16 protein-coding genes are annotated in these 18,902 nt (G+C 67.1%); 6 read left to right on the top strand and 10 right to left on the bottom strand.

Annotated features, from left to right (window positions below; all coding sequences use genetic code 11):
* Positions 1-11 precede the first annotated feature (11 nt).
* A complete protein-coding gene (gene acuR, locus NOF55_RS14630) occupies positions 12-650 on the bottom strand; it encodes an acrylate utilization transcriptional regulator AcuR (RefSeq protein WP_306412123.1) in 639 nt (212 codons plus the stop codon).
* A 162-nt stretch (positions 651-812) separates the two neighbouring features.
* Between acuR and NOF55_RS14625 the strand changes: the two genes are divergently transcribed.
* Positions 813-2,537 carry an ABC transporter ATP-binding protein gene (locus NOF55_RS14625; protein WP_306412122.1) on the top strand — a complete coding sequence of 575 codons (1,725 nt, stop codon included), beginning with the start codon at positions 813-815 and terminating at the stop codon, positions 2,535-2,537.
* A 10-nt stretch (positions 2,538-2,547) separates the two neighbouring features.
* On the opposite strand, the gene NOF55_RS14620 is transcribed toward NOF55_RS14625, so the two are convergent.
* Entirely contained in the window at positions 2,548-4,035 is a 1,488-nt protein-coding gene (locus NOF55_RS14620) for a 3'-5' exonuclease (RefSeq protein ID WP_306412121.1), read from the bottom strand.
* 132 nt (positions 4,036-4,167) lie between these two features.
* Positions 4,168-5,991 carry a DUF294 nucleotidyltransferase-like domain-containing protein gene (locus tag NOF55_RS14615; RefSeq protein WP_306412120.1) on the bottom strand — a complete coding sequence of 608 codons (1,824 nt, stop codon included), beginning with the start codon at positions 5,989-5,991 and terminating at the stop codon, positions 4,168-4,170.
* 319 nt (positions 5,992-6,310) lie between these two features.
* Here NOF55_RS14615 and NOF55_RS14610 point away from each other — a divergent pair, with 319 nt between their 5' ends.
* Both NOF55_RS14610 and NOF55_RS14605 read left to right on the top strand, forming a co-directional pair.
* A complete protein-coding gene (locus tag NOF55_RS14610) occupies positions 6,311-7,078 on the top strand; it encodes a sulfite exporter TauE/SafE family protein (protein ID WP_306412226.1) in 768 nt (255 codons plus the stop codon).
* Positions 7,079-7,231: 153 nt separating this feature from the next.
* Positions 7,232-8,155, top strand: coding sequence for a Gfo/Idh/MocA family protein (locus tag NOF55_RS14605; RefSeq protein WP_306412119.1), 924 nt, complete (start codon positions 7,232-7,234; stop codon positions 8,153-8,155).
* An 18-nt stretch (positions 8,156-8,173) separates the two neighbouring features.
* Here NOF55_RS14605 and NOF55_RS14600 read toward each other — a convergent pair whose 3' ends face one another.
* Positions 8,174-9,031, bottom strand: coding sequence for an SMP-30/gluconolactonase/LRE family protein (locus tag NOF55_RS14600; protein WP_306412118.1), 858 nt, complete (start codon positions 9,029-9,031; stop codon positions 8,174-8,176).
* A 258-nt stretch (positions 9,032-9,289) separates the two neighbouring features.
* Between NOF55_RS14600 and NOF55_RS14595 the strand changes: the two genes are divergently transcribed.
* The 3 genes from NOF55_RS14595 to NOF55_RS14585 all read left to right on the top strand — a co-directional run bounded on the left by NOF55_RS14595 (position 9,290) and on the right by NOF55_RS14585 (position 12,132).
* A complete protein-coding gene (locus tag NOF55_RS14595; protein ID WP_370868985.1) occupies positions 9,290-10,045 on the top strand; it encodes an SDR family oxidoreductase in 756 nt (251 codons plus the stop codon).
* A 66-nt stretch (positions 10,046-10,111) separates the two neighbouring features.
* Positions 10,112-10,957 (top strand): fumarylacetoacetate hydrolase family protein, encoded by an 846-nt coding sequence (locus tag NOF55_RS14590; protein WP_306412116.1) that lies wholly within the window; start codon positions 10,112-10,114, stop codon positions 10,955-10,957.
* Positions 10,958-11,226: 269 nt separating this feature from the next.
* Positions 11,227-12,132: a DMT family transporter gene (locus NOF55_RS14585; protein WP_370868984.1), complete on the top strand. Its 906-nt coding sequence runs from the start codon at positions 11,227-11,229 to the stop codon at positions 12,130-12,132.
* A 234-nt stretch (positions 12,133-12,366) separates the two neighbouring features.
* Here the strand turns inward: NOF55_RS14585 and NOF55_RS14580 are convergent, their stop codons facing one another.
* The 6 genes from NOF55_RS14580 to NOF55_RS14555 form a co-directional block, all read right to left on the bottom strand.
* Positions 12,367-13,377 (bottom strand): TRAP transporter substrate-binding protein, encoded by a 1,011-nt coding sequence (locus tag NOF55_RS14580; protein ID WP_306412115.1) that lies wholly within the window; start codon positions 13,375-13,377, stop codon positions 12,367-12,369.
* A gap of 46 nt (positions 13,378-13,423) precedes the next feature.
* Positions 13,424-14,701, bottom strand: a complete 1,278-nt coding sequence (locus NOF55_RS14575; protein ID WP_306412114.1) for a TRAP transporter large permease — start codon at positions 14,699-14,701, stop codon at positions 13,424-13,426.
* Positions 14,701-15,237 (bottom strand): TRAP transporter small permease, encoded by a 537-nt coding sequence (locus NOF55_RS14570; RefSeq protein WP_370868983.1) that lies wholly within the window; start codon positions 15,235-15,237, stop codon positions 14,701-14,703. Before NOF55_RS14570 ends, NOF55_RS14575 begins: the two co-directional genes overlap by 1 nt.
* A 5-nt stretch (positions 15,238-15,242) precedes the next feature.
* Positions 15,243-16,412 (bottom strand): fumarylacetoacetate hydrolase family protein, encoded by a 1,170-nt coding sequence (locus NOF55_RS14565; protein WP_306412113.1) that lies wholly within the window; start codon positions 16,410-16,412, stop codon positions 15,243-15,245.
* A 182-nt stretch (positions 16,413-16,594) separates the two neighbouring features.
* A complete protein-coding gene (locus NOF55_RS14560) occupies positions 16,595-17,308 on the bottom strand; it encodes a FadR/GntR family transcriptional regulator (RefSeq protein WP_306412112.1) in 714 nt (237 codons plus the stop codon).
* A 23-nt stretch (positions 17,309-17,331) separates the two neighbouring features.
* Positions 17,332-18,801 carry an FAD-binding oxidoreductase gene (locus tag NOF55_RS14555; protein ID WP_306412111.1) on the bottom strand — a complete coding sequence of 490 codons (1,470 nt, stop codon included), beginning with the start codon at positions 18,799-18,801 and terminating at the stop codon, positions 17,332-17,334.
* Positions 18,802-18,902 lie beyond the last annotated feature (101 nt).

The raw sequence follows: 18,902 nt of genomic DNA, 5'->3' as shown, positions 1-18,902 counted from the left end.
AGATCCTCGCTTCAGGGATGGAGTGATCGGAAGAAGATGTCGGAAAAGATGTGCAGGGGCTCGGCCCGGCGCTCCAGTTTGGCGCGCAGGACCGCCCCTTCCCAGCCGATCCAGAAATAGGCGGCCAGCGCTTCGGGCGAATGATGCGCGCCGAGTTCGCCCCGGTCGCGGGCCAGTTGCAGGCAGCGCGCCGTCCGCTCCTGCCAGCCTTGCAGGATCCGCACGAGCTGGTCGCGGAACGGCTCGGGAAGCGCGCCCATCTCCTGCCCGAGATTGCCGACGAGGCATCCGCGGCGAAACCCGTGCCGCTCCATCCCCCGTTCCGCATCGGCGGTGAAGGCGCGCAGCCGTTCCAGCGGCGACAAGGCCTCGTTCGACAGGCATCCCTCGAGCTTGCCGACGAAATACTCGTCGTAAGCGGCGATCAGCCGGCTGCCGAAATCGGCCTTGGACCTGAAATAATGGTAGAAACTGCCCTTGGGCGCGGCGGCGGCCTGAAGGATTTCATCGAGGCTGACGGCCGAATAGCCCTTCTCCGTCAGGTGCGCCAGCCCGGCCCGGATGAGCCGCCGGTAGACGTCGGCATCCTCGCGATTGAGCGCGGGCCGGCCTCGACTGGCGGAAACGGGTCGTCTGGCGGATATCGGCATGGCTTTTTCTAGACCATCCGGTCTAGAAAATCAAGTTGAACCTCCGGCACGAAAGATTGACGATTTTCACCGGTTGCGCCCTTTACCCGGCGGGGTCCGATCTGCGAAAAGGCCCTGCTGTCCTTCCCGCCAGCGATATGTTCACCGGCAACAGACGAGAACATGACGAAAACTGCCCTCATCAAACGGTTCGCCGCCTATTACCGGCCCCATCGCGGCCTGTTCGCCCTCGATTTCGGCAGCGCCGTCGCCGCCGGTCTGCTGGAACTGGCCTTTCCCGTGGCCGTGACCCTGTTCATCGACCGGCTGCTGCCGACCGGCCAGCTCGGCCTCATCGCGCTGGCCGCCACCGGCCTTCTGGTGATCTATCTGGTGAATGCCGGGTTGCAGCTCATCGTCACCTACTGGGGCCACATGCTGGGCATCGGCATCGAGACGGAGATGCGGCGCAAGGCCTTCGACCATCTGCAAAAGCTTTCCTTCGGCTATTTCGACAACCAGAAGACCGGCCATCTGGTGGCGCGGCTGACGAAGGATCTGGAGGAGATCGGCGAGGTCGCCCATCACGGCCCCGAAGACCTGTTCATCGCCATGATGACGCTGATCGGCGCCTTCCTGCTGATGCTCTCCGTGCATGTGCCGCTGGCGCTGATCACCGCGGTGATCGTGCCGCTGACGGCCTGGGTCACGACGCATTACGGCCTGCGCATGACCTCGACCTGGCACGCGCTCTATGGCCGCGTCGCCGAGTTCAACGCCCGCATCGAGGAAAATGTCGGCGGCATCCGTGTCGTCCAGGCCTTCGCCAACGAGGACCACGAGCGCCGGCTGTTCGCCGAAAGCAACCGCAACTACCAGGCCACCAAGCTTGCCGCCTACAAGGTGATGGCGGCCTCCACCTCGCTGTCCTACATGTCGATGCGCTTCGTTCAGGTGGTCGTCATGCTGGCCGGGGCGTGGTTCGTGGTGCGCGGAGACCTGAGCGCCGGCGGCTTCGTCGGCTTCCTCCTGCTGGTCAACGTGTTCTTCCGCCCGGTCGACAAGATCAATTCGGTCATCGAGACCTATCCGAAGGGCGTGGCCGGCTTCCAGCGCTACGTCGCGTTTCTGGAAACGAGGCCCGACATCACCGACCGCGACGGCGCCACGGCCGCCGGGCGCCTGAAGGGCGATATCGTCTACCGCGACGTGCGCTTCGGCTACAACGAGGATGCGCCGCTGCTCAACGGCGTGTCCTTTTCGGTCGCCGCCGGCCAGACCGTCGCCTTCGTCGGCTCCTCGGGGGCGGGCAAGACGACGATCTGCTCGCTCCTGCCGCGCTTCTACGACGTCACCGGCGGCGCGATCACCATCGACGGCACGGATATCCGCGACCTGACACTGAAGTCGCTGCGCTCGAACATCGGCATCGTCCAGCAGGACGTCTTCCTCTTCGCCGGCACGATCCGCGAGAACATAGCCTATGGCCGGCTCGGCGCGAGCGAGGCGGATATTCTGGAGGCCGCCCGCCGCGCCCGGCTCGACACCGTCATCGAAACGCTTCCCGAGGGGCTCGACACCGTGATCGGCGAGCGCGGCGTCAAGCTGTCCGGCGGCCAGAAGCAGCGCCTTGCGATTGCCCGCATCTTCCTGAAGAACCCGCCGATCCTGATCCTCGACGAGGCGACCTCGGCGCTCGACACGGAAACGGAAAAGGCGATCCAGCAATCGCTGGCCGAACTGGCGAACGGGCGCACGACGCTGATCATCGCCCACCGCCTCGCCACCATCGCCGGCGCCGACCGCATCTTCGTGGTGGAAAACGGCAGCATCGTCGAGGACGGCAGCCATGCGGACCTCATCGCCCGCAAGGGCAGCCGCTACAGCGCGCTGCACATGACCGGCTGACGGCGTTCCGTCAGCCGGCCGCGCTCGTGCCGTCCGGGTCCTTCGCCAGCCGACCGTGCCGCCTCGCCTCCGCCAGCACGTCCCCGAAACGCGTCAGCCCCTTGCCGGCGAGAATGGTCGTGAGCTTGAGGAAGGCGTCCGCCGTCGCCTCGGCGTCGCCCATCGCCGTGTGCCGCCGCTCCGCCGGAAGGTCGACGCCGAGGCGGGCGGCGAGCGCGTCGAGCGAATGCTCCTCCCCGCGGCCGAAGACGGCGGCGGAAAGCAGCACCGTGTCGAGGACCGGATTGTCGAAGCGCCTGCCGATCTGCCTTTCGCGCCGGCGAAGGAATGCCATGTCGAAAGGCGCGTTGTGCGCCACGAGGACGGCGCCCTCGGCGAAGCGGTGGAAACGCTCCACGGCGTCGAGAATGCGCGGCGCACCGGCAACCATCGCATCGGTGATGCCGTGAATGGCTGTCGCGCCGGGCGGGATGGGCCGGCCCGGATTGACCAGCATGTCGAAGGCCTCCCCCCTGACCCGCTTGCCGGCGACGATGCGCACGGCGGCGATCTGCACCACCTCGTCGCCCTGATCGGGCAGCAGGCCGGTCGTTTCCGTATCGAACACGACATAGGTCAGGTCCTCGATCCGGGCGCCGGCGATCGTCTGCGGCGGGGCGCGGGCCAGAAGGTCGAAATCGTAGACGACATCATGAAGCGGCTCGTCCCGGTCCCGCTCGCCCGGCTGGCCGGAGCCGGCAATCTCGGCCGTCATGTCGCGCAGGGTCATCACATAGGCGCCGTCATCGCCGCCATTGTCGGCGGCAAGGCGCATGCGGGCCGCCAGACGCCGGGAACCGGCGGGCGTCGCGGCGGCGAACTCGATCACCGCCTGCCGGGAGCCCGCCTCCACCAGCCGGCGATGGGCCTGGCGCACCGCGCCGTCGCCCAGATAGTCGAGCAGGCTGCGGTCGAGGCAGACCGGCTGTCCGGCATCGACCAGAAGCTGCCGGGCGACGCCGTTGTAGAACACCAGCCGGTGACGGCCCGTGCAGAGAAGAACCGCCGGCGGCACGTCGGCCAGCAGATGCTCCAGCCGGCGTTTGTCGGCGGAAAGCCGCGCCGTTTCGCGCGCGATGCTTTCGGCCGTCGCGTTGCGGTCCTCCGCCAGCCGGGCGGCCGTTGCGGAGGCGGCGGCCGCAAGATCGCCCAGATAGCGCCCTTCTGCGGGGTCCATGCCGGCGGCGATATCGGCATGGAGGCGCGCGCGCATGGCCGAGGCGATGGCCTCGATGGGCCGCGCCACATGGGTGTCGAACAGGAGCCAGATCCACGCGATCAGGCCGCACATGCCGAAGACCGCGACGATGGCGCCCTGAACCAGCGCGTCGAAAGCCGCAGCGTCCTCCATCCGGCTCCGCGCCAGAAAGAGGCCGAGCGCCGTCATCGCCACCACGCCCGCCGCGATGGCGACGAAGAACAGCAGGATACGGATGCGCAACCCCAGTCTCACGCCCACGGCATGCCCCTTCGCAATCTTCTCCTCCGGCTCCCCCGCCAAACGCCCGGTCCCGAAAATCTGTAGCCGCTTTGCGCCGGGAAGGACATAAGCCCAAAGTGTCAGGCCCGGAGTCAGGCCGGCAGTCAGGACCTAGACCGGCGCCACGCCCCGGTTGGCGAGCGCGGCCTGCATGGTGCGGACGATGACGAAGGCGTCGCGAAGCTGCGAGCGCTCGAATTCGCCCAGTTCATACGGATCGAGGTAATTGTCCGGCTGCGCGCCGGCCTTCACCTGCGCCGCCTGGTTGCGCAGCCGGTATTCGGCGATCAGGTCGTAGGCGGCGACGAGGTCGCGGGCACCGCCGCCGGAAATGACGTTCGCGGCTTCCGCCGCCAGCAGCCGCGCCCGGGTGTTGACAGGGGTCAACCGCTCGACCAGCGCATAGACGCGAGCGAGATCGACCACCGGCACGACGCCGTTGTGCTTCATGTCGATGCGGTTGCGATGCTCGCCGCTGCGCAGGGTCGCGAAGCCCCGCAGCAGCCCGAGCGGCGGCGCATGCTTCAGCGCGTTGGCGACCATGTGGGCGACGAAGATCGAATCGTTGCCGGCGAGCCCGAGCGTCTCGGCCTGGAGCGTCGAGAACAGCGACGCGGTTCCGGCAATCGGCCTCAGATCGAACATGACGCTCGACAGCATCCGCGCCATCGGATCGGGCCGGGCGATCCAGTCGCGGAAATAGCCGCGCCACACCCGGACCGGCTGGCACCAGCGCGGATTGGTGGCCATCATGTCGCCGGGGCAGAAGACGTAGCCGCAGGCGTTCAGGCCGGTGCAGACGAAGCCGGCGAGGTTTTCGAACCACGCGCGATGCTCCTCCTCGTAGCCGTCGTCGATGAGGATGCAATTGTCCTGATCGCTGACGCCCGTCTGCTCCTGCCGCCCCTGACTGCCGCAGGCGAGCCAGAGATAGGGAACCGGCGGCGGCCCGAACCGCTCCTCGGCCATCGCGATCAGGCGGCGGGTGACGGCATCGGCGATGTCGGTCACGCGCCGCGTCACCACCTCGTGCGGGCCGTGGCCGCCGACGAGTTGGACCAGAAGCTGCGGGATGCGCGCCGTCGTCGCCTGCAATTCGCCGATCTGCCGGGCGCGGGCGATGTCGCGGATGAACTGCACGGGGGAGATGGCCTGAAGGCGGGTCAGGTCCGTCTGGGTGATCATGCCGACCAGCCGGCCGTTCTCCACCACCGGCAGGTGGCCGATGCCCCGCTCCAGCATCAGGTGGAGCACGTCGGAGCCGAGATCGCCCGGGGCGAGCCCGACGGGATCGCGGGTCATGATCGCCGAAACCGGCGTCGCCTGCGGGTCGAGCCCGGCCGCCAGCACCCGCGTCGTCAGGTCCCGGAGGGTGACGATGCCGGCGAAGCGGCCGCCGTCGACAACGCCGAGGCAGGAGACCTTGCGGTCGCGCATGGTCTCCGCCGCCGTGCGCACCGTATCCTGCGGCGCGCAGACGAGCGGCGGCGTCGACATCAGCTCGCCGGCCTTGCGGGTGGCCATGTCGCCGCTCCGCTCGCCGGTCCCGTCGGCCGGACGGGCAAAAAGGCGGGCGAAGGCCGGCTCCTCCTCCACGAGACGGCGAAAGACATCGGCCGGCACCAGAAGCAGGCTGACGTCCGTCAGCGCCTTCGCGGCGGTCGCGGCATGGCCGTCGGCCAGAAGGCCGCGCTCGCCGAACCAGTCGCGGGGGACAAGCTCCGAGATCAGCGCGCCCGAGGCGTCGCGGATTTCCACCCTGCCCTCCATGACGATGTAGAGGCCGGCCAGACGGTCCGCATGGCCATAGACGGGGCTTCCGGCAGGAATGTCGTGGCGGCTGACCTGCCGCAGCACCCGCTCGAAGGCGGCAGGCGAAAGACCGTCATACGGATGGACCGTCTCCAGAAATGCGCCGGTCGCGGTCGTGTCCATGCTGCCCTCCCCAACCCTCAAGGTCGCCCCGGCCTCCCCATGCCGGTGTCGCCAGCATATGCGCGCCGGGCCTGAAGGGCCAGTCGGGCGGCCTCGGCAAATAGACGCAGACGACGGGCGCACCGACACCGCCGGAGCGTGCCGGCAACATTCCGCTGGACAGATGCGGCGGCGGCAGGATCGCTGTTGCGCGCCTGCCGCGTCCACCGTAATGGTGAAGCCGAGGACATCCAGCAAACCGGCGCGGCAGAACAGTTTCGACCATGACCCGAATCCCCATTCCCCGGATCCGCGCACAGGGCGGCTCTCACCCATGAACGTGATCGAACACACGCCCGCCATCGTCGCGCTGGCCTGCCTCGCCTCGTTTCTCGTCGGCCTGTCGAAGGGCGGCCTGCCCTCCGTCGGAGCGATCGCGGTGCCGCTTCTGGCGATGGTGATGTCGCCGGTGACGGCGGCGGCCCTGCTCCTGCCGATCTTCGTGGCGAGTGACCTGGTGGGGCTCTATCTCTACCGGCGCGACTTCTCGATGCGCAATCTCGTCATCCTCACGCCCGCCGCCATTCTCGGCGTGGCCATCGGCTGGTTCTTCTCCTCCTCGCTGTCCCCGGCCTTCATCGGTCTGCTGGTCGGCCTGGTCGGCGTGCTGTTCTGCCTGAATGTGTGGTTCGGCGCGCGGTTCCGGGCGAGCCAGCGCGAGGCGGATGTGCCGCGCGGCATCTTCTGGGGCGCGCTCACCGGCTTCACCAGCTTCGTCTCCCACACGGGCGCCCCGCCCTTCCAGATGTACGTGCTGCCGCAGAAGCTCGAAAAGATGTCCTTCGCCGGCACGTCCACCATCCTCTTCGCCATCGTCAACGCCGTGAAGCTCGTTCCCTACTGGCAGCTCGGGCAGTTCTCGCGCTTCGACACGCCGCTGGTGCTGTGGCTGGTGCCGGCAGCCATCGCCGGCACCGTGGCGGGCCGCAAGCTGACGGAGTTCATTCCCGACTGGCTGTTCTTCCGGCTGATCCAGATCGCGCTGATGATCCTGTCGCTGAAGCTGATCTTCGACTATGTCGCCGAAACCTTCCTTGGCTCCGCATAACCGGACGGCAGGGCGACATACCAGAATTATCATATTGAAAGAAATATCTTTTTCGAATCCGCGCAACGGATTGACGCCGGTCGTCCGGCCTCGCTAATGTGCCTGCGAGGAAGCGGAGGGCCGGTTTCGCCGTCCGCCCGGGAGGAGATTTCCATGACCATCAGACTGGGCCTCGTCGGCCTGGGCAAGATCGCCCGCGACCAGCACCTGCCCGCCATCGCCGCCACAAACGGCATCGAACTGGCGGCCATCGCCAGCCGCAATGCCGGCCTGCCGGACCTGCCGCATTTCCACGACATCGACGCCCTGCTGGCCAGCGGCACGGCCATCGACGCCGTTTCGCTCTGCACGCCGCCGCAGGGCCGCTTCGAGCAGGCGCGCGCCGCCCTTCTCGCCGGCAAGCACCTGATGCTCGAAAAGCCGCCGGGCATGTCGGTGGCCGAGGTCGAGGCGCTCGGGCGGCTGGCGGAGGACCGCGGCCTGACCATCTTCACCACGTGGCATTCGCGCGCCGCCGCCGGCGTGGAGCCGGCCCGCGCCCTCCTGTCCGGCAAGACGATCCGCTCCGTCAGGATCGAATGGAAGGAGGATGTGCGCCACTGGCATCCCGGCCAGCAATGGATCTGGGAACCGGGCGGTCTCGGCGTGTTCGACCCCGGCATCAACGCGCTCTCCATCGTCACCCGCATCCTGCCGGAAGCGATGCACCTGACAGGGGCGACGCTGGAATTCCCGGAAAACCGCGCCGCGCCGATCGCCGCCGAACTCGCCTTCAGCACCGATTCCGGCATTCCGGTCGCGGCATCGTTCGATTTCCGCCAGACCGGGCCGCAGACCTGGGACATCGTCGTCGTCACCGACGAGGGCACGCTGAAACTTTCCCTCGGCGGCAGTCGGCTTTCGGTCGATGGCGTCGAGCGCATGGCCGAGGAAGACCGCGAATACCGCACCCTCTACGGCCATTTCGTCTCGCTCGTGGCGAACGGCCGGTCGGATTTCGACCTCGCGCCGCTCGTTCACGTCGCCGACGCCTTCCTGCTCGGACGGCGCAAGGTGACGGACGCCTTCCACGATTGAGAGGCGGCGCGCCGCCGTTTACGGAATGAACTGCGGCGCGGGCACGCCGCGCGCCTCGACGGCCGTGTAAAAGGTCTTGCCGGCATGCACGTCCGCCGCGCGGGCGGCCTCGTCCATGCCCTCATGCGCCGTGGTGACGTAGAGCGTCGCAAGCTCCGGCCCGCCGAAGGCCGGACAGCTCGCCTGCGTGGCGGGCACGGCAACGGTGGCGGTCCGCTCGCCCTGCGGGCTGTAGCGCGCCACCATGCCCGCCCCCCAATGGGCAATCCACAGATTGCCGCCGGCATCGGTGACGGCGCCGTCCGGCACCAGGTTCTCGTGCCTGAGATCGAGGAAGATCTCGGCCACGCCCGCCGGCCAGCCGGTCGCGGTGTCGCAGGCCTGCCGCCAGACGGTCTTGCGTTCGGAATCGGCGAAATAGGCCAACGAGCGGGCCGCGTCGAAGCAGATGGCGTTGGGAACGGAGAGGCCTTCGTGCAGCCGGCGCAGGCCGCCGCGATAATAGCGGTAGATGGAGCCTGCGCCCTGTTCCGCCTTCTTTCCCATCGTCGAGGCCCAGAATCCGCCCCACGGATCGGTTCGCCCGTCATTGGAGCGCGTCCAGGGATCGTTGTCCTCGATGGCGGCGAGCGGAGACAAGAGGCGCTCGCCGAGATCGTAGCGGAACAGCCCGTTCTCGCCCGACAGCACCAGCGCATCGCGGTCGATCCAGCCGGCGGCGGAAAACAGGGCGGGAAGGTCGTGCGCCTCGACGCCGCCGCCGCAATGACTGTAAAGCGTCCGGTTCATGATATCGAACCAGAAGAACGTACCGCGCTCCGGGTGCCAGAAGGCCCCTTCCCCGAGCTCGCAGGGCGTGTGATCGAAAATATCCATGCGCAACCTCCTTCCGGCGGCGCAGGGATTCCCCGCCGGGCTGACCGCCGGTTTTTCCGGCGCAAGCAATAAAACCTCACGACATGGCAGGCAAATCGAATTGCCGCAACAGAATATACCAGTTCTGCTATATCGAAATACGCTTTCGCACGGCCGGAACAGGCCCCATAAAATAGTACCGTTTCGCCATATCCGGGGGATTGCGCTCTCCGGCAAAGGCGGTAAATGTACGGTATCACCAAATTGTTGTCGGACAACATGACAATAACGGGAGGAGTTTTGGTGGCTACACTTTCAGGCAGGATCGCCGTCGTCACCGCGGCGGGACAGGGAATAGGCCGGGCCAGCGCCCGGGCGTTCGCGGCGGCGGGCGCCACGGTCCATGCGGCGGATATCAACGGCGACGCACTGGCGACGCTTCGCGGCGAGGCGAATATCCATCCCGTCAGGCTCGACGTGCTGGACGCGGAGGCGGTGGCGGCCTTCTTCGCCGGGGTCGGGCGCGTCGACATCCTCTTCAACTGCGCTGGCGTCGTGCATGGCGGCACGGTGCTGGAGGTCACGGACGCGGATCTCGATTTCGCCTTCGACCTCAACGTGCGCGCCATGATCCGCACCATCCAGGCGGTGCTGCCGGGCATGCTGGAGCGCGGCGACGGCTCGATCATCAACATGGCCTCGATCGCCTCCAGCGCCAAGGGCGTTGCCAACCGCTGCGCCTACGGCGTAACCAAGGCGGCCGTGATCGGCCTCACCAAATCGGTCGCCGCCGATTACGTCGCCCGCGGCATCCGCTGCAACGCGATCTGCCCCGGCACGGTGGAAAGCCCGTCGCTCGAAAGCCGCATGCGGGCGCTCGGCGATTACGAGGAGGCGCGCGCCGCCTTCATCGCCCGCCAGCCGATGGGACGCCTCGGCACGCCGGAGGAGATCGCCGACCTCGCCGTCTACCTGGCCGGCGCCACCTACACCACCGGCCAGGCGCTCGGCATCGACGGCGGCTGGTCCATTTGAGGCAGGCGTTCCGGAGGGGCGCATCGCCCCGAACAGCAAGACATTCGATCTGAAAGGAAGAGCAAGATGAAGTTTCTCCGCTACGGACCCGCCGGGGCCGAAAAGCCCGGCCTTCTCGCGAAGGACGGCACGATCCGCGACCTGTCCGGGCAGATCGCCGACCTGTCGGGGCCGGTGCTCGCGCCCGATGCGCTGGCGAAGCTCGGCGCCATCGACGTGAACACGCTGCCGGTGGTGGACGGTTCGCCGCGCATCGGCCCCTGCGTGGCCGGCACCGGCAAGTTCGTCTGCATCGGGCTGAACTATTCCGACCATGCCGCCGAAACGGGTGCCGCGGTTCCGCCCGAGCCGGTGATCTTCATGAAGGCGACGTCGGCCATCGTCGGGCCGGACGACGACGTGCTCATCCCGCGCGGCTCGGAAAAGACCGACTGGGAAGTGGAACTCGGCGTCGTCATCGGCAAGACGGCCAAATACGTGTCGGAGGCCGACGCCCTCGATTACGTCGCGGGCTATTGCGTGTCGCACGACGTTTCGGAGCGCGCCTTCCAGGCCGAGCGCTCGGGCCAGTGGACCAAGGGCAAGTCCTGCGACACGTTCGGCCCGATCGGCCCGTGGCTGGTCACGAAGGACGAGATCGCCGACCCGCAGGACCTGCCGATGTGGCTGAAGGTGAACGGCGAGACGCGGCAGGACGGCTCGACGAAGACGATGGTCTACGGCGTCGCCTTCCTCGTCTCCTATCTCTCGCAGTTCATGTCGCTGCATCCCGGCGACGTGATCTCGACCGGCACGCCGCCCGGCGTCGGCATGGGCCAGAAACCGCCGCGCTATCTCAAGCCCGGCGATGTCGTCGAACTCGGTATCGAGGGTCTCGGAACGCAGAAGCAGACGTTCAGGGCCGACGCCTGAGCGTCCTGCCTCTTCGCACCCGGACACGGGAAGACAGGCAGGCGGCCTCCGGGCCGCCTGCCGCGCATGCGGCACCGGCTTGAGGAGGCCTCCGCATGGCGCACAGGCACGGGAGGAGGAGCGACGACGGAACGCGCCGCGCCGGGGCGGGCCGGAAATGGAGGGCGATTCCGGTTAAAAACCGGGCGGCGGCACCGTTTTCTCCCTTCCCTTTCGCGCGAAACCACTGCACACGCTCCGCAACGAGACCACGCCAACGGGAGGAATCCATGTCTGCCACCATCGGCCCGCACGCGGCCCGCAACGCGCTGCCGGCGATGGCCGGTCCGGCGCTCATGCTCGTCGGCATGCTGATGTTCTCGCTCAACGACGCGATGGGCAAGTGGCTCGTGGCGAGCTACAGCGTCGGTCAGGTGCTTTTGATCCGCAGCGTCGCCGCGCTGGTCATTCTCGCGCCCTTCCTGTGGAAGGCCGGGCTGAAGCCCATCCTGTCGGCGGAAAAGCCGCGGATGCAGGCGGCGCGTGTGTTCTTCTCCACCTTCGAGGTCTTCGCCTTCTATTATGCGGTCATCTCCCTGCCGCTGGCCGATGTCATGACCTACTGGCTGGCGGCGCCGATCTATGTGGCGGCGGCCTCGCCCTTCCTGCTCGGCGAAAGGGTCGGCTGGCGGCGGTGGACGGCCATCGCCATCGGCTTCGCCGGCGTGCTCATCGCGCTCAACCCGTCGCGCGCCATGTTCACGCCGCCGGCGATCGTCTCGATCCTCGGCACGCTCGCCTTCGCCTTCATGATGATCTCGGGCCGCAGCCTGCGCGGCACGCCGGACAGGACGCTGGTCTTCTTCCAGCTTTCCGGCGCCCTCGTCGCCGGCCTGGTCGTCGCCCCGTTCGACTGGCGGCCGCTCGGCGAACCGGGAGACGTCGCCCTCATGCTGCTCCTCGGCGTCGTCGCCATGTCGGCGCACATGCTGGTCAACCGCGCGCTGAAGATCTCCGATGCCGCCACCGTCGCGCCGCTGCAATATACGCTGCTGCTGTGGGCGATCCTGTTCGGCTGGCTGTTCTTCGGCGACCTGCCGAAACCCGCCATGCTGGCCGGCGCCGCCCTGATCGTCGGCTCCGGCCTGTTCATCTTCTTCCGCGAACAGCAGTTGAAGAGACGGAAGGCGGCCTGAAAAGGCGGCGCCCCGCACGAACGAACGGAAAGGCCCGGGCGCAAAGCGCCGGGCCTTCGGCGTGTTTACGAGCCCTCTCCTTCGTCACCCTCGGGCTCGAGCCCCAAGGCTCCACGCCGCAAGCGACTCGGTGGATGGTCGGGTCAAGCCCGACGATGACGAAAGAAGGCGATGAGCCGTTTGTCGACAGACAGAAAGGCCCGGCGCTTTGCCGCCGGGCCTTTCTTCGCGCCGTTACTTGCGCAGGTCGGCGAGGATCTTCAGCACGCGGTCGACGACGTCGGCGCCGATAGCGGCCTTGTGCTTCTCGTAGATCGGCTGCGACTTTTCAAGGATGCGGGCATGCTCTTCGGGCGACAGCGTGTTGAACTGGACGCCGGCGGCCTGGATCTTCTCCAGCGACGCCTTGTTGAGATCGCCGATGACCTCGCGCTCGACGTCGCGGCCGACGATCGCGCAATCGCGCAGGGCCTGCTGCTCTTCCGGCGTGTAGGTGTTGAAGATCGCCTTGGAGAAGAGGAACAGGAACGGCGTGTAGGCGTGCTTGGTTTCGGACACATAGGCCTGCACCTCGTAGAATTTCGAGGTGTCGATGGTCACGTAGGGGTTTTCCTGCGCGTCGATCGCCTTGGTTTCCAGCGCCGAGAACACCTCGCCGAACGCCATCGGCGTGGCGTTGGCGCCGAAATTCGCGAACGTGTCGAGGAAGATGTTGTTCTGCATCACGCGGACCTTCAGGCCGTCCAGATCCTCCCATCTGGTGATCGGGCGCCGCGAGTTCGACAGGTTGCGGAAGCCGTTCTCCCAGTAGGCGAGATTGACCAGGCCGGCGGCGTCGAGCTTCTCGTTGATGAAGTCGCCGAATTCGCCGTCCAGAACCTGATAGGCCTCCTCGTCGCTGACGAACAGGAAGGGCAGGTCGAAGACGCCGAGCGCCGGCACGATGCCGACCAGCGGCGAGGACGAGGTGACGACCGCCTCCTGCACGCCGGAGCGCAGCGCCTGCGTGGCCTGAAGGTCGCCTCCCAGCGCCCCGCCCCAGAAGGCCGTCAGCTTGAGCTTGCCGCCCGACTTCTCGTCGAGGCACGTCTGCATGGCCTCGATGCCGTTGCCGACCGGATGGTCGGCATTGATGCCGTTCGACACGCGGATATTGCGGCTGTTGAATTCGGCGAAGGCCGGCGCCGCGCCGAATGCGGCGGCAGCGGCGGCCAGCGCCGTTGCGGCTTTCAGAAACTTTCTCATGATCATTCCTCCCGAAGCTTGAGAAAGTGGACAGAAAACCCGCGGCTCAATAGAGCCACGAGGCAGGTACGAGCACGAGGTCCGGAAACAGGACCAGCAGGAACAGCACGATCGTCTGCGCCACGAGGAAGGGCCAGACGCCGGCGGTCACGCGGCCGAGCGGAATGCGGGCCACGCCGCTGACAACGTTGAGCACGACGCCGACCGGCGGCGTGATCAGGCCGATCGAGTTGTTGATCACGAACAGCACGCCGAAATAGACCGGGTCGATGCCCGCCTTGAGGACGATCGGCATCAGCACCGGCGTCAGGATCAGGATGGTCGGCGTCAGGTCGAGCGCCGTTCCGACGACCAGAACGAGGATCATGATGACGAACATCAGCAGCTTCGGACGGTCGATCAGCGGCTCGATGTAGCCGGTGATCTCGGCCGGGATGTTGGCCGCCGTGATCAGCCAGGACGACACCAGCGCCGCGCACACGAGGAACATGATGACCGAGGTGGTCTTGGCGGCGGACAGGAAGACGCGCGGCAGATCGGAAACCTTCATCTCGCGATAGATGAACAGGCCGACGAACAGGGCATACACGGCCGCGACCACCGCCGCTTCCGTGGGCGTGACGACGCCCGCCTTGATACCGCCGAGAATGATCACCGGCATGCCGAGCGCCCAGGCCGCGCGGCCCGTCGCCTGAACACGCTCCTTCGCCGAGGTGCGCGGCAGCGGCTGGACGTTGTCCTTGCGCGCCACGATCAGCCAGGCGACGATCAGCGAGATGCCCATCAGCAGGCCGGGAAAGATGCCGGCCATGAACAGCTTGGTGATCGACACGTTGGCGGCGACGCCGAAGACGATCAGCGCCATCGACGGCGGAATGACCGGGGCGATGATGCCGCCGGCGGCGATGAGACCGCCGGAGCGCGGCACGTTGTAGCCGGCCTTGGCCATCATCGGCAGCAGGATGGCGGCGAGCGCAGCGGTGTCGGCGGCAGCCGAGCCGGAAATGCTCGACATGATGAGGGCGGCGAGGATGGCGACGATGCCGAGGCCACCGCGGATGTGGCCGACGCAGGCGATGGCGAAGTCGATGATGCGGCGCGACAGGCCGCCGGAATTCATCAGTTCCCCGGCCAGGATGAAGAAGGGAATGGCGAGCAGGGTGAAGGTGTCGGCACCCGCGATCATGTTCTGGGCGATGATCTGCGAGTTGAACATGTCCATGTACCACATGAGCACGACGCCGCAGAACATCAGCGAAAAGGCGACGGGAACGCCGATGGCCATCGCGCCAAGCAGCGATCCGACGAAGACGAAGAGGGTCATCAGGTACGCTCCGCCAGCTGTTCGAGGCTCATGTTCTCGCCGGCGAAGGCGGCGATCTCCTCGTCCGTGATACGGCCCGTCGCCTGGCGGACGAGGCGTTCGAGCGCGATGAGGAAGATGCCGCCGCCGGTGAACAGGCCGATGCCGTAGACCCAGCCCATCGACAGGCCGGACACGGTGGCCACCATGCTGGTGTTGATCGGAAGCTGGACCCAGGTTCCCCAGAAGAAGATGCCGGAACAGCCGAGCACGATGAGGTTGGAAAGCGCCATCAGCACCAGGCGGCCGGTGCGCCCGAACTTGGCGACCAGCGTTTCGACACCGAGATGCAGGTGTTCGCGATAGGCCAGCACCGCGCCGATGAACGTGACCCAGATGAAGAAGTAGCGCGACATTTCCTCGGAGATGGCGATGCCGGAATTCATGCCGTAGCGCATGACGACGTTCACGAAGACCATGAGCGCCATGCCGGCCATCATCACCACCAGCAGGATTTCGAGAAACCGGAAGAACAGGTTGATGAGTGTCCTGATCATGGCCGTCACACCTTTTCGAGAAGGCCGCGCGCGGCGAGGTTCGCAATCAGCGCGCGGGTGCCGAAGGTCCATTCCGGGCAGGCGTCGGAGCGGTCGACCCAGTTGACGAGGCGGCCGAGAAGCGGGGTGGCGATCTCCACCCGGTCGCCGATCTCGTGGGTGAAGCCCTGCCCCGCGCCGCGCCGGTCCTTGACCGGGGCGAACATGGTGCCGAGAAACAGCACCGCGCCGTCCGGATACTGGTGGTTGCGGTTGCGCAACTGCGAGACGAGGTCCGCCGGCGAGCGGCTGATGGCCTCCATCGGGCTCTCGCCGGTCATTTCGAAGCCGTCCGTGCCCTCGACGCGCAGCGAGACGCGCACGCGCGAAAGCGCCTCCAGCGTGAAGCCGCCGTGGAACAGGCGGATGAAAGGGCCGATCGCGCAGGAGGCGTTGTTGTCCTTGGCCTTGCCGAGCAGCAGCGCCGAGCGCCCCTCGACGTCGCGCAGGTTGACGTCGTTGCCGAGCGTCGCGCCGAGGATCGCGCCGTCGGAGCGCACCGCCAGCACCACCTCCGGCTCCGGGTTGTTCCACTCGGAAATCGGGTGGATGCCGACCGTGTCGCCGCAGCCGACCGACGACATGGGCTGGGCCTTGGTGAAGATCTCGGCATCGGGGCCGATGCCGACTTCGAGATATTGCGACCAGAGGTCCATCTCCTGAAGCAGTGCCTTGACGCTGGCCGCCTGCTGCGAGCCCGCGACGACGCCGCGCAGGCTGTCGCCCAGGACGGGCGCCAGCTTCTCGCGGATCGCCCTGGCGCGCGAGGCATCGCCCTTGGCCTGTTCCTCGATCACCCGCTCCAGCATGCTGTCGGCGAAGGTGACGCCCGCCGCCTTCACGGCCTGAAGATCGACCGGCGCCAGCAGGCGGCCCGACGCACCGTTCAGGAAATCGTCGAGGCTGCCGAGATCGGCAAGATCGGCGGCCGCCGCCAGCTTTGCGGCGATGCCGTCGATTTCGAGCAGGCCCGAAACGGTTGCGGCGATTGCGGTCAGGTCGAGCACGCGGCCGTCGCGCACCAGGACGGGGCTCGCCCCCCCGGCGGCGTTCGACCACACACGGCCGATCAGCACGGCGTCGACGGCGTCTTCCGGCAGAATCGTGCCGGCATTCAGCGAAGGCCTGGAAACCAAGCTATCCTCCCTCTGCTCCTCCGCAGGCGACCCTCCAGTCGGCCTGCCATATTGTCAGGATGTCTGACAACCATACGGAAATGTTCTAGTCGGACTCGGTTGCGCTGTCCAGCGCCGAAATACACGCCCTGCAATTATCCATCGTCAATTCCCACCGGCCATATGCAGGCCGGGGAAAGGCCTCAGTCCGTTTCGAGCGTCAGGTCGATGCGGGCCGCCGCCCCCAGCAGATGCCGGCGCATGGCGGCGCGGGCCGCTTTCGGATCGCGGCTGGCGATGGCGTCGCGCACCACGACATGCTCCTCGATGGTGATGTTGACGATCTCCTCCAGCACCGCCTTGGCGCGGGCGGCGTTGATCGCCAGGCTGATGCGCTCGGCGATGAAGCCGATGAACATGGCGAAGTAGTCGTTGCCCGTCGCCTCGGCCACGGCCCGGTGGAAGGCGAGATCGGCCACGATGCCCTGCTCGGTCCACTTCTCCGCGCCGGTCATCTGGTCGAGCGCCGCGTCGAGGCGGGCAAGATCGTCCGCCGTATGATGCACGGCGGCGAGCCCGGCGGCCTCGATTTCCAGCGGGATGCGAAGCTGGAAGAGATCGCGGAAACTGTCGCGCTCGAACAGCTCGTCCTCGCCGATGCGGATCTGGCGGGACTGGCGCTCCGTCACGAAGGCGCCGACGCCCTGCCGGGTCTCGACCAGCCCCTCGTTGCGCAATTGCGCGATCGCCTCGCGCACGACCGAGCGGCTGACGCCCAGCGACCGGGCCAGGAAATGTTCCGTCGGCAGCTTGTCGCCCGGCTTCAGGCGACCGTCGTGAATGTCGCTTGCGATCTGGACCGCGATACGCGCGGGAAGATGCTCAGTGCGCCTGATCTGACCGAAATCCACCGACATGCCGCCTTTCTTTCCATTGCCGCTTAAGCGCTTTTCCCCGAAAGCGACGGAAAATTCAATTGGCAACCGGGATTCATGACCAAAGTCGGATCGACCGCCGCCTTGATCGCGGTCAGCAGCCGCCGCTGCACATCCGGCAGGCGCTTGTCGAAATCCGCCTTCTTGAGACGCCCTATCCCGTGTTCGGCGCTGATCGAACCGCGATAGGCATCGACGACCTCGTTGACCACGGTCTTCGCCCGGTAGATGCGCGCGTCGATGTCGGCGCGGCCGAGATCGCCGGGCGGCAGCACGTTCAGATGCACGTTGCCGTCGCCGACATGGCCATAGGACACGCAGATGCAATCCGGCAGCGCCGCAAGCACCGCTGCCTCCGCGTCGCGGACGAAATCGGCCAGCCGCGAGAGCGGCACGGAGACGTCGGTGCGCAGGTGCGGGCCGCGCCGGGCCTGCCCCTCGTTCATGCCCTCGCGGAACAGCCAGAGCTTGCGGGACTGGTCGCGCGACGTGGCGATCACCCCGTCGACGACCAGTTCGTCCGCCAGCACCCCTTCGAGGAAGCGCTGCATCAGTTCCTCGATGTCGATCAGGCCGGAGCCGGAAATCTCCATCAGCACATAGGCGGGATAGCCGCCGTCCATCGGCATGGCGAGATCCGGCATGGCCTCGCGCGCCAGCGTGAAGGCCAGCGGCGGCATGAATTCGAAGGCCGACAGCAGGTCGCAGCAATCGCGCCGGGCGCGGCGGTAGAGCGTGATCGCATCGTCCAGCGCCTTCAGGCCGATCAGCGCGGTCGCCACCTGCTCCGGCTGCGGCATGAGCTTGACCGACACGGCGGTCACGACGCCGAGCGTTCCTTCCGCGCCGATGAAGAGCTGCTTGAGATCGATGCCGCGATTGTCCTTGCGCAGCGTCGAAAGGCCGTCGAAGACCGAGCCGTCGGGCAGGACCACCTCGAGGCCGAGCACCAGCTCGCGGGTCATGCCGTAGCGCAGCACGTTGATGCCGCCGGCATTGGTGGAGACGTTGCCGCCGATGCGGCAGGAACCCTGCGCGCCGAGCGCCAGCGGAAAGAACATGCCCGCATCCTCCACCCTGTCCTTGAACTCGGCGAGGATCGCGCCCGCTTCCACGACGGCGGAGAAATCGTCCGCGTCGATGCGGCGCACGCGCGTCATGCGCTCCAGGCTGAGCACGACCTGCGCGGAGGGCGCGTCCGGCGTCGCGCCGAGGACAAGGCCGGTATTGCCGCCCTGCGGCACGACGGACAGGCCGAGGGCCGCGGCGGCGCGCACGCAGGCCGAAACCTCCTCCGTCGAACGCGGGCGGAGGACCGCCACCGCACCGGTCGTCACGTCGCCGTGCCAGTCGCGGCAATAACGCTCCACCTCCCCGCCCGAAAGGACGAGGTCGGCGCCGAGCGCCGCCACGAGCCCCTGTACAAGATCTTCCACAGGGGCCTCGATTGCCGCCCGGCTGCCTTTGCTGGTCATCTTTCCTCCTGCCCCTTCCCCGTCCGGCCCTTTCGGACACGGGAAGTGAGGGGCAACTGCATTATTCGGTTTTCAAACGCATGATATAAGGTTATCAGACA

Source organism: Ectorhizobium quercum (assembly GCF_026552795.1).
GTDB classification, from domain to species: Bacteria; Pseudomonadota; Alphaproteobacteria; order Rhizobiales; family Rhizobiaceae; genus Ectorhizobium; species Ectorhizobium quercum.
Note: the sequence above shows the minus strand (reverse complement) of the source record. Positions and strands in the feature narration are given on the sequence as shown.

Bases quoted from the DNA above. Each gene is read 5' to 3' on its own strand.
- acuR (WP_306412123.1), bottom strand. From the start codon at position 650: ATGCCGATATCCGCCAGACGACCCGTTTCCGCCAGTCGAGGCCGGCCC.
- NOF55_RS14625 (WP_306412122.1), top strand. From the start codon at position 813: ATGACGAAAACTGCCCTCATCAAACGGTTCGCCGCCTATTACCGGCCC.
- NOF55_RS14615 (WP_306412120.1), bottom strand. From the start codon at position 5,991: ATGGACACGACCGCGACCGGCGCATTTCTGGAGACGGTCCATCCGTAT.
- NOF55_RS14605 (WP_306412119.1), top strand. From the start codon at position 7,232: ATGACCATCAGACTGGGCCTCGTCGGCCTGGGCAAGATCGCCCGCGAC.
- NOF55_RS14600 (WP_306412118.1), bottom strand. From the start codon at position 9,031: ATGGATATTTTCGATCACACGCCCTGCGAGCTCGGGGAAGGGGCCTTC.
- NOF55_RS14595 (WP_370868985.1), top strand. From the start codon at position 9,290: ATGACAATAACGGGAGGAGTTTTGGTGGCTACACTTTCAGGCAGGATC.
- NOF55_RS14590 (WP_306412116.1), top strand. From the start codon at position 10,112: ATGAAGTTTCTCCGCTACGGACCCGCCGGGGCCGAAAAGCCCGGCCTT.
- NOF55_RS14585 (WP_370868984.1), top strand. From the start codon at position 11,227: ATGTCTGCCACCATCGGCCCGCACGCGGCCCGCAACGCGCTGCCGGCG.
- NOF55_RS14580 (WP_306412115.1), bottom strand. From the start codon at position 13,377: ATGAGAAAGTTTCTGAAAGCCGCAACGGCGCTGGCCGCCGCTGCCGCC.
- NOF55_RS14575 (WP_306412114.1), bottom strand. From the start codon at position 14,701: ATGACCCTCTTCGTCTTCGTCGGATCGCTGCTTGGCGCGATGGCCATC.
- NOF55_RS14570 (WP_370868983.1), bottom strand. From the start codon at position 15,237: ATGATCAGGACACTCATCAACCTGTTCTTCCGGTTTCTCGAAATCCTG.
- NOF55_RS14560 (WP_306412112.1), bottom strand. From the start codon at position 17,308: ATGTCGGTGGATTTCGGTCAGATCAGGCGCACTGAGCATCTTCCCGCG.
- NOF55_RS14555 (WP_306412111.1), bottom strand. From the start codon at position 18,801: ATGACCAGCAAAGGCAGCCGGGCGGCAATCGAGGCCCCTGTGGAAGAT.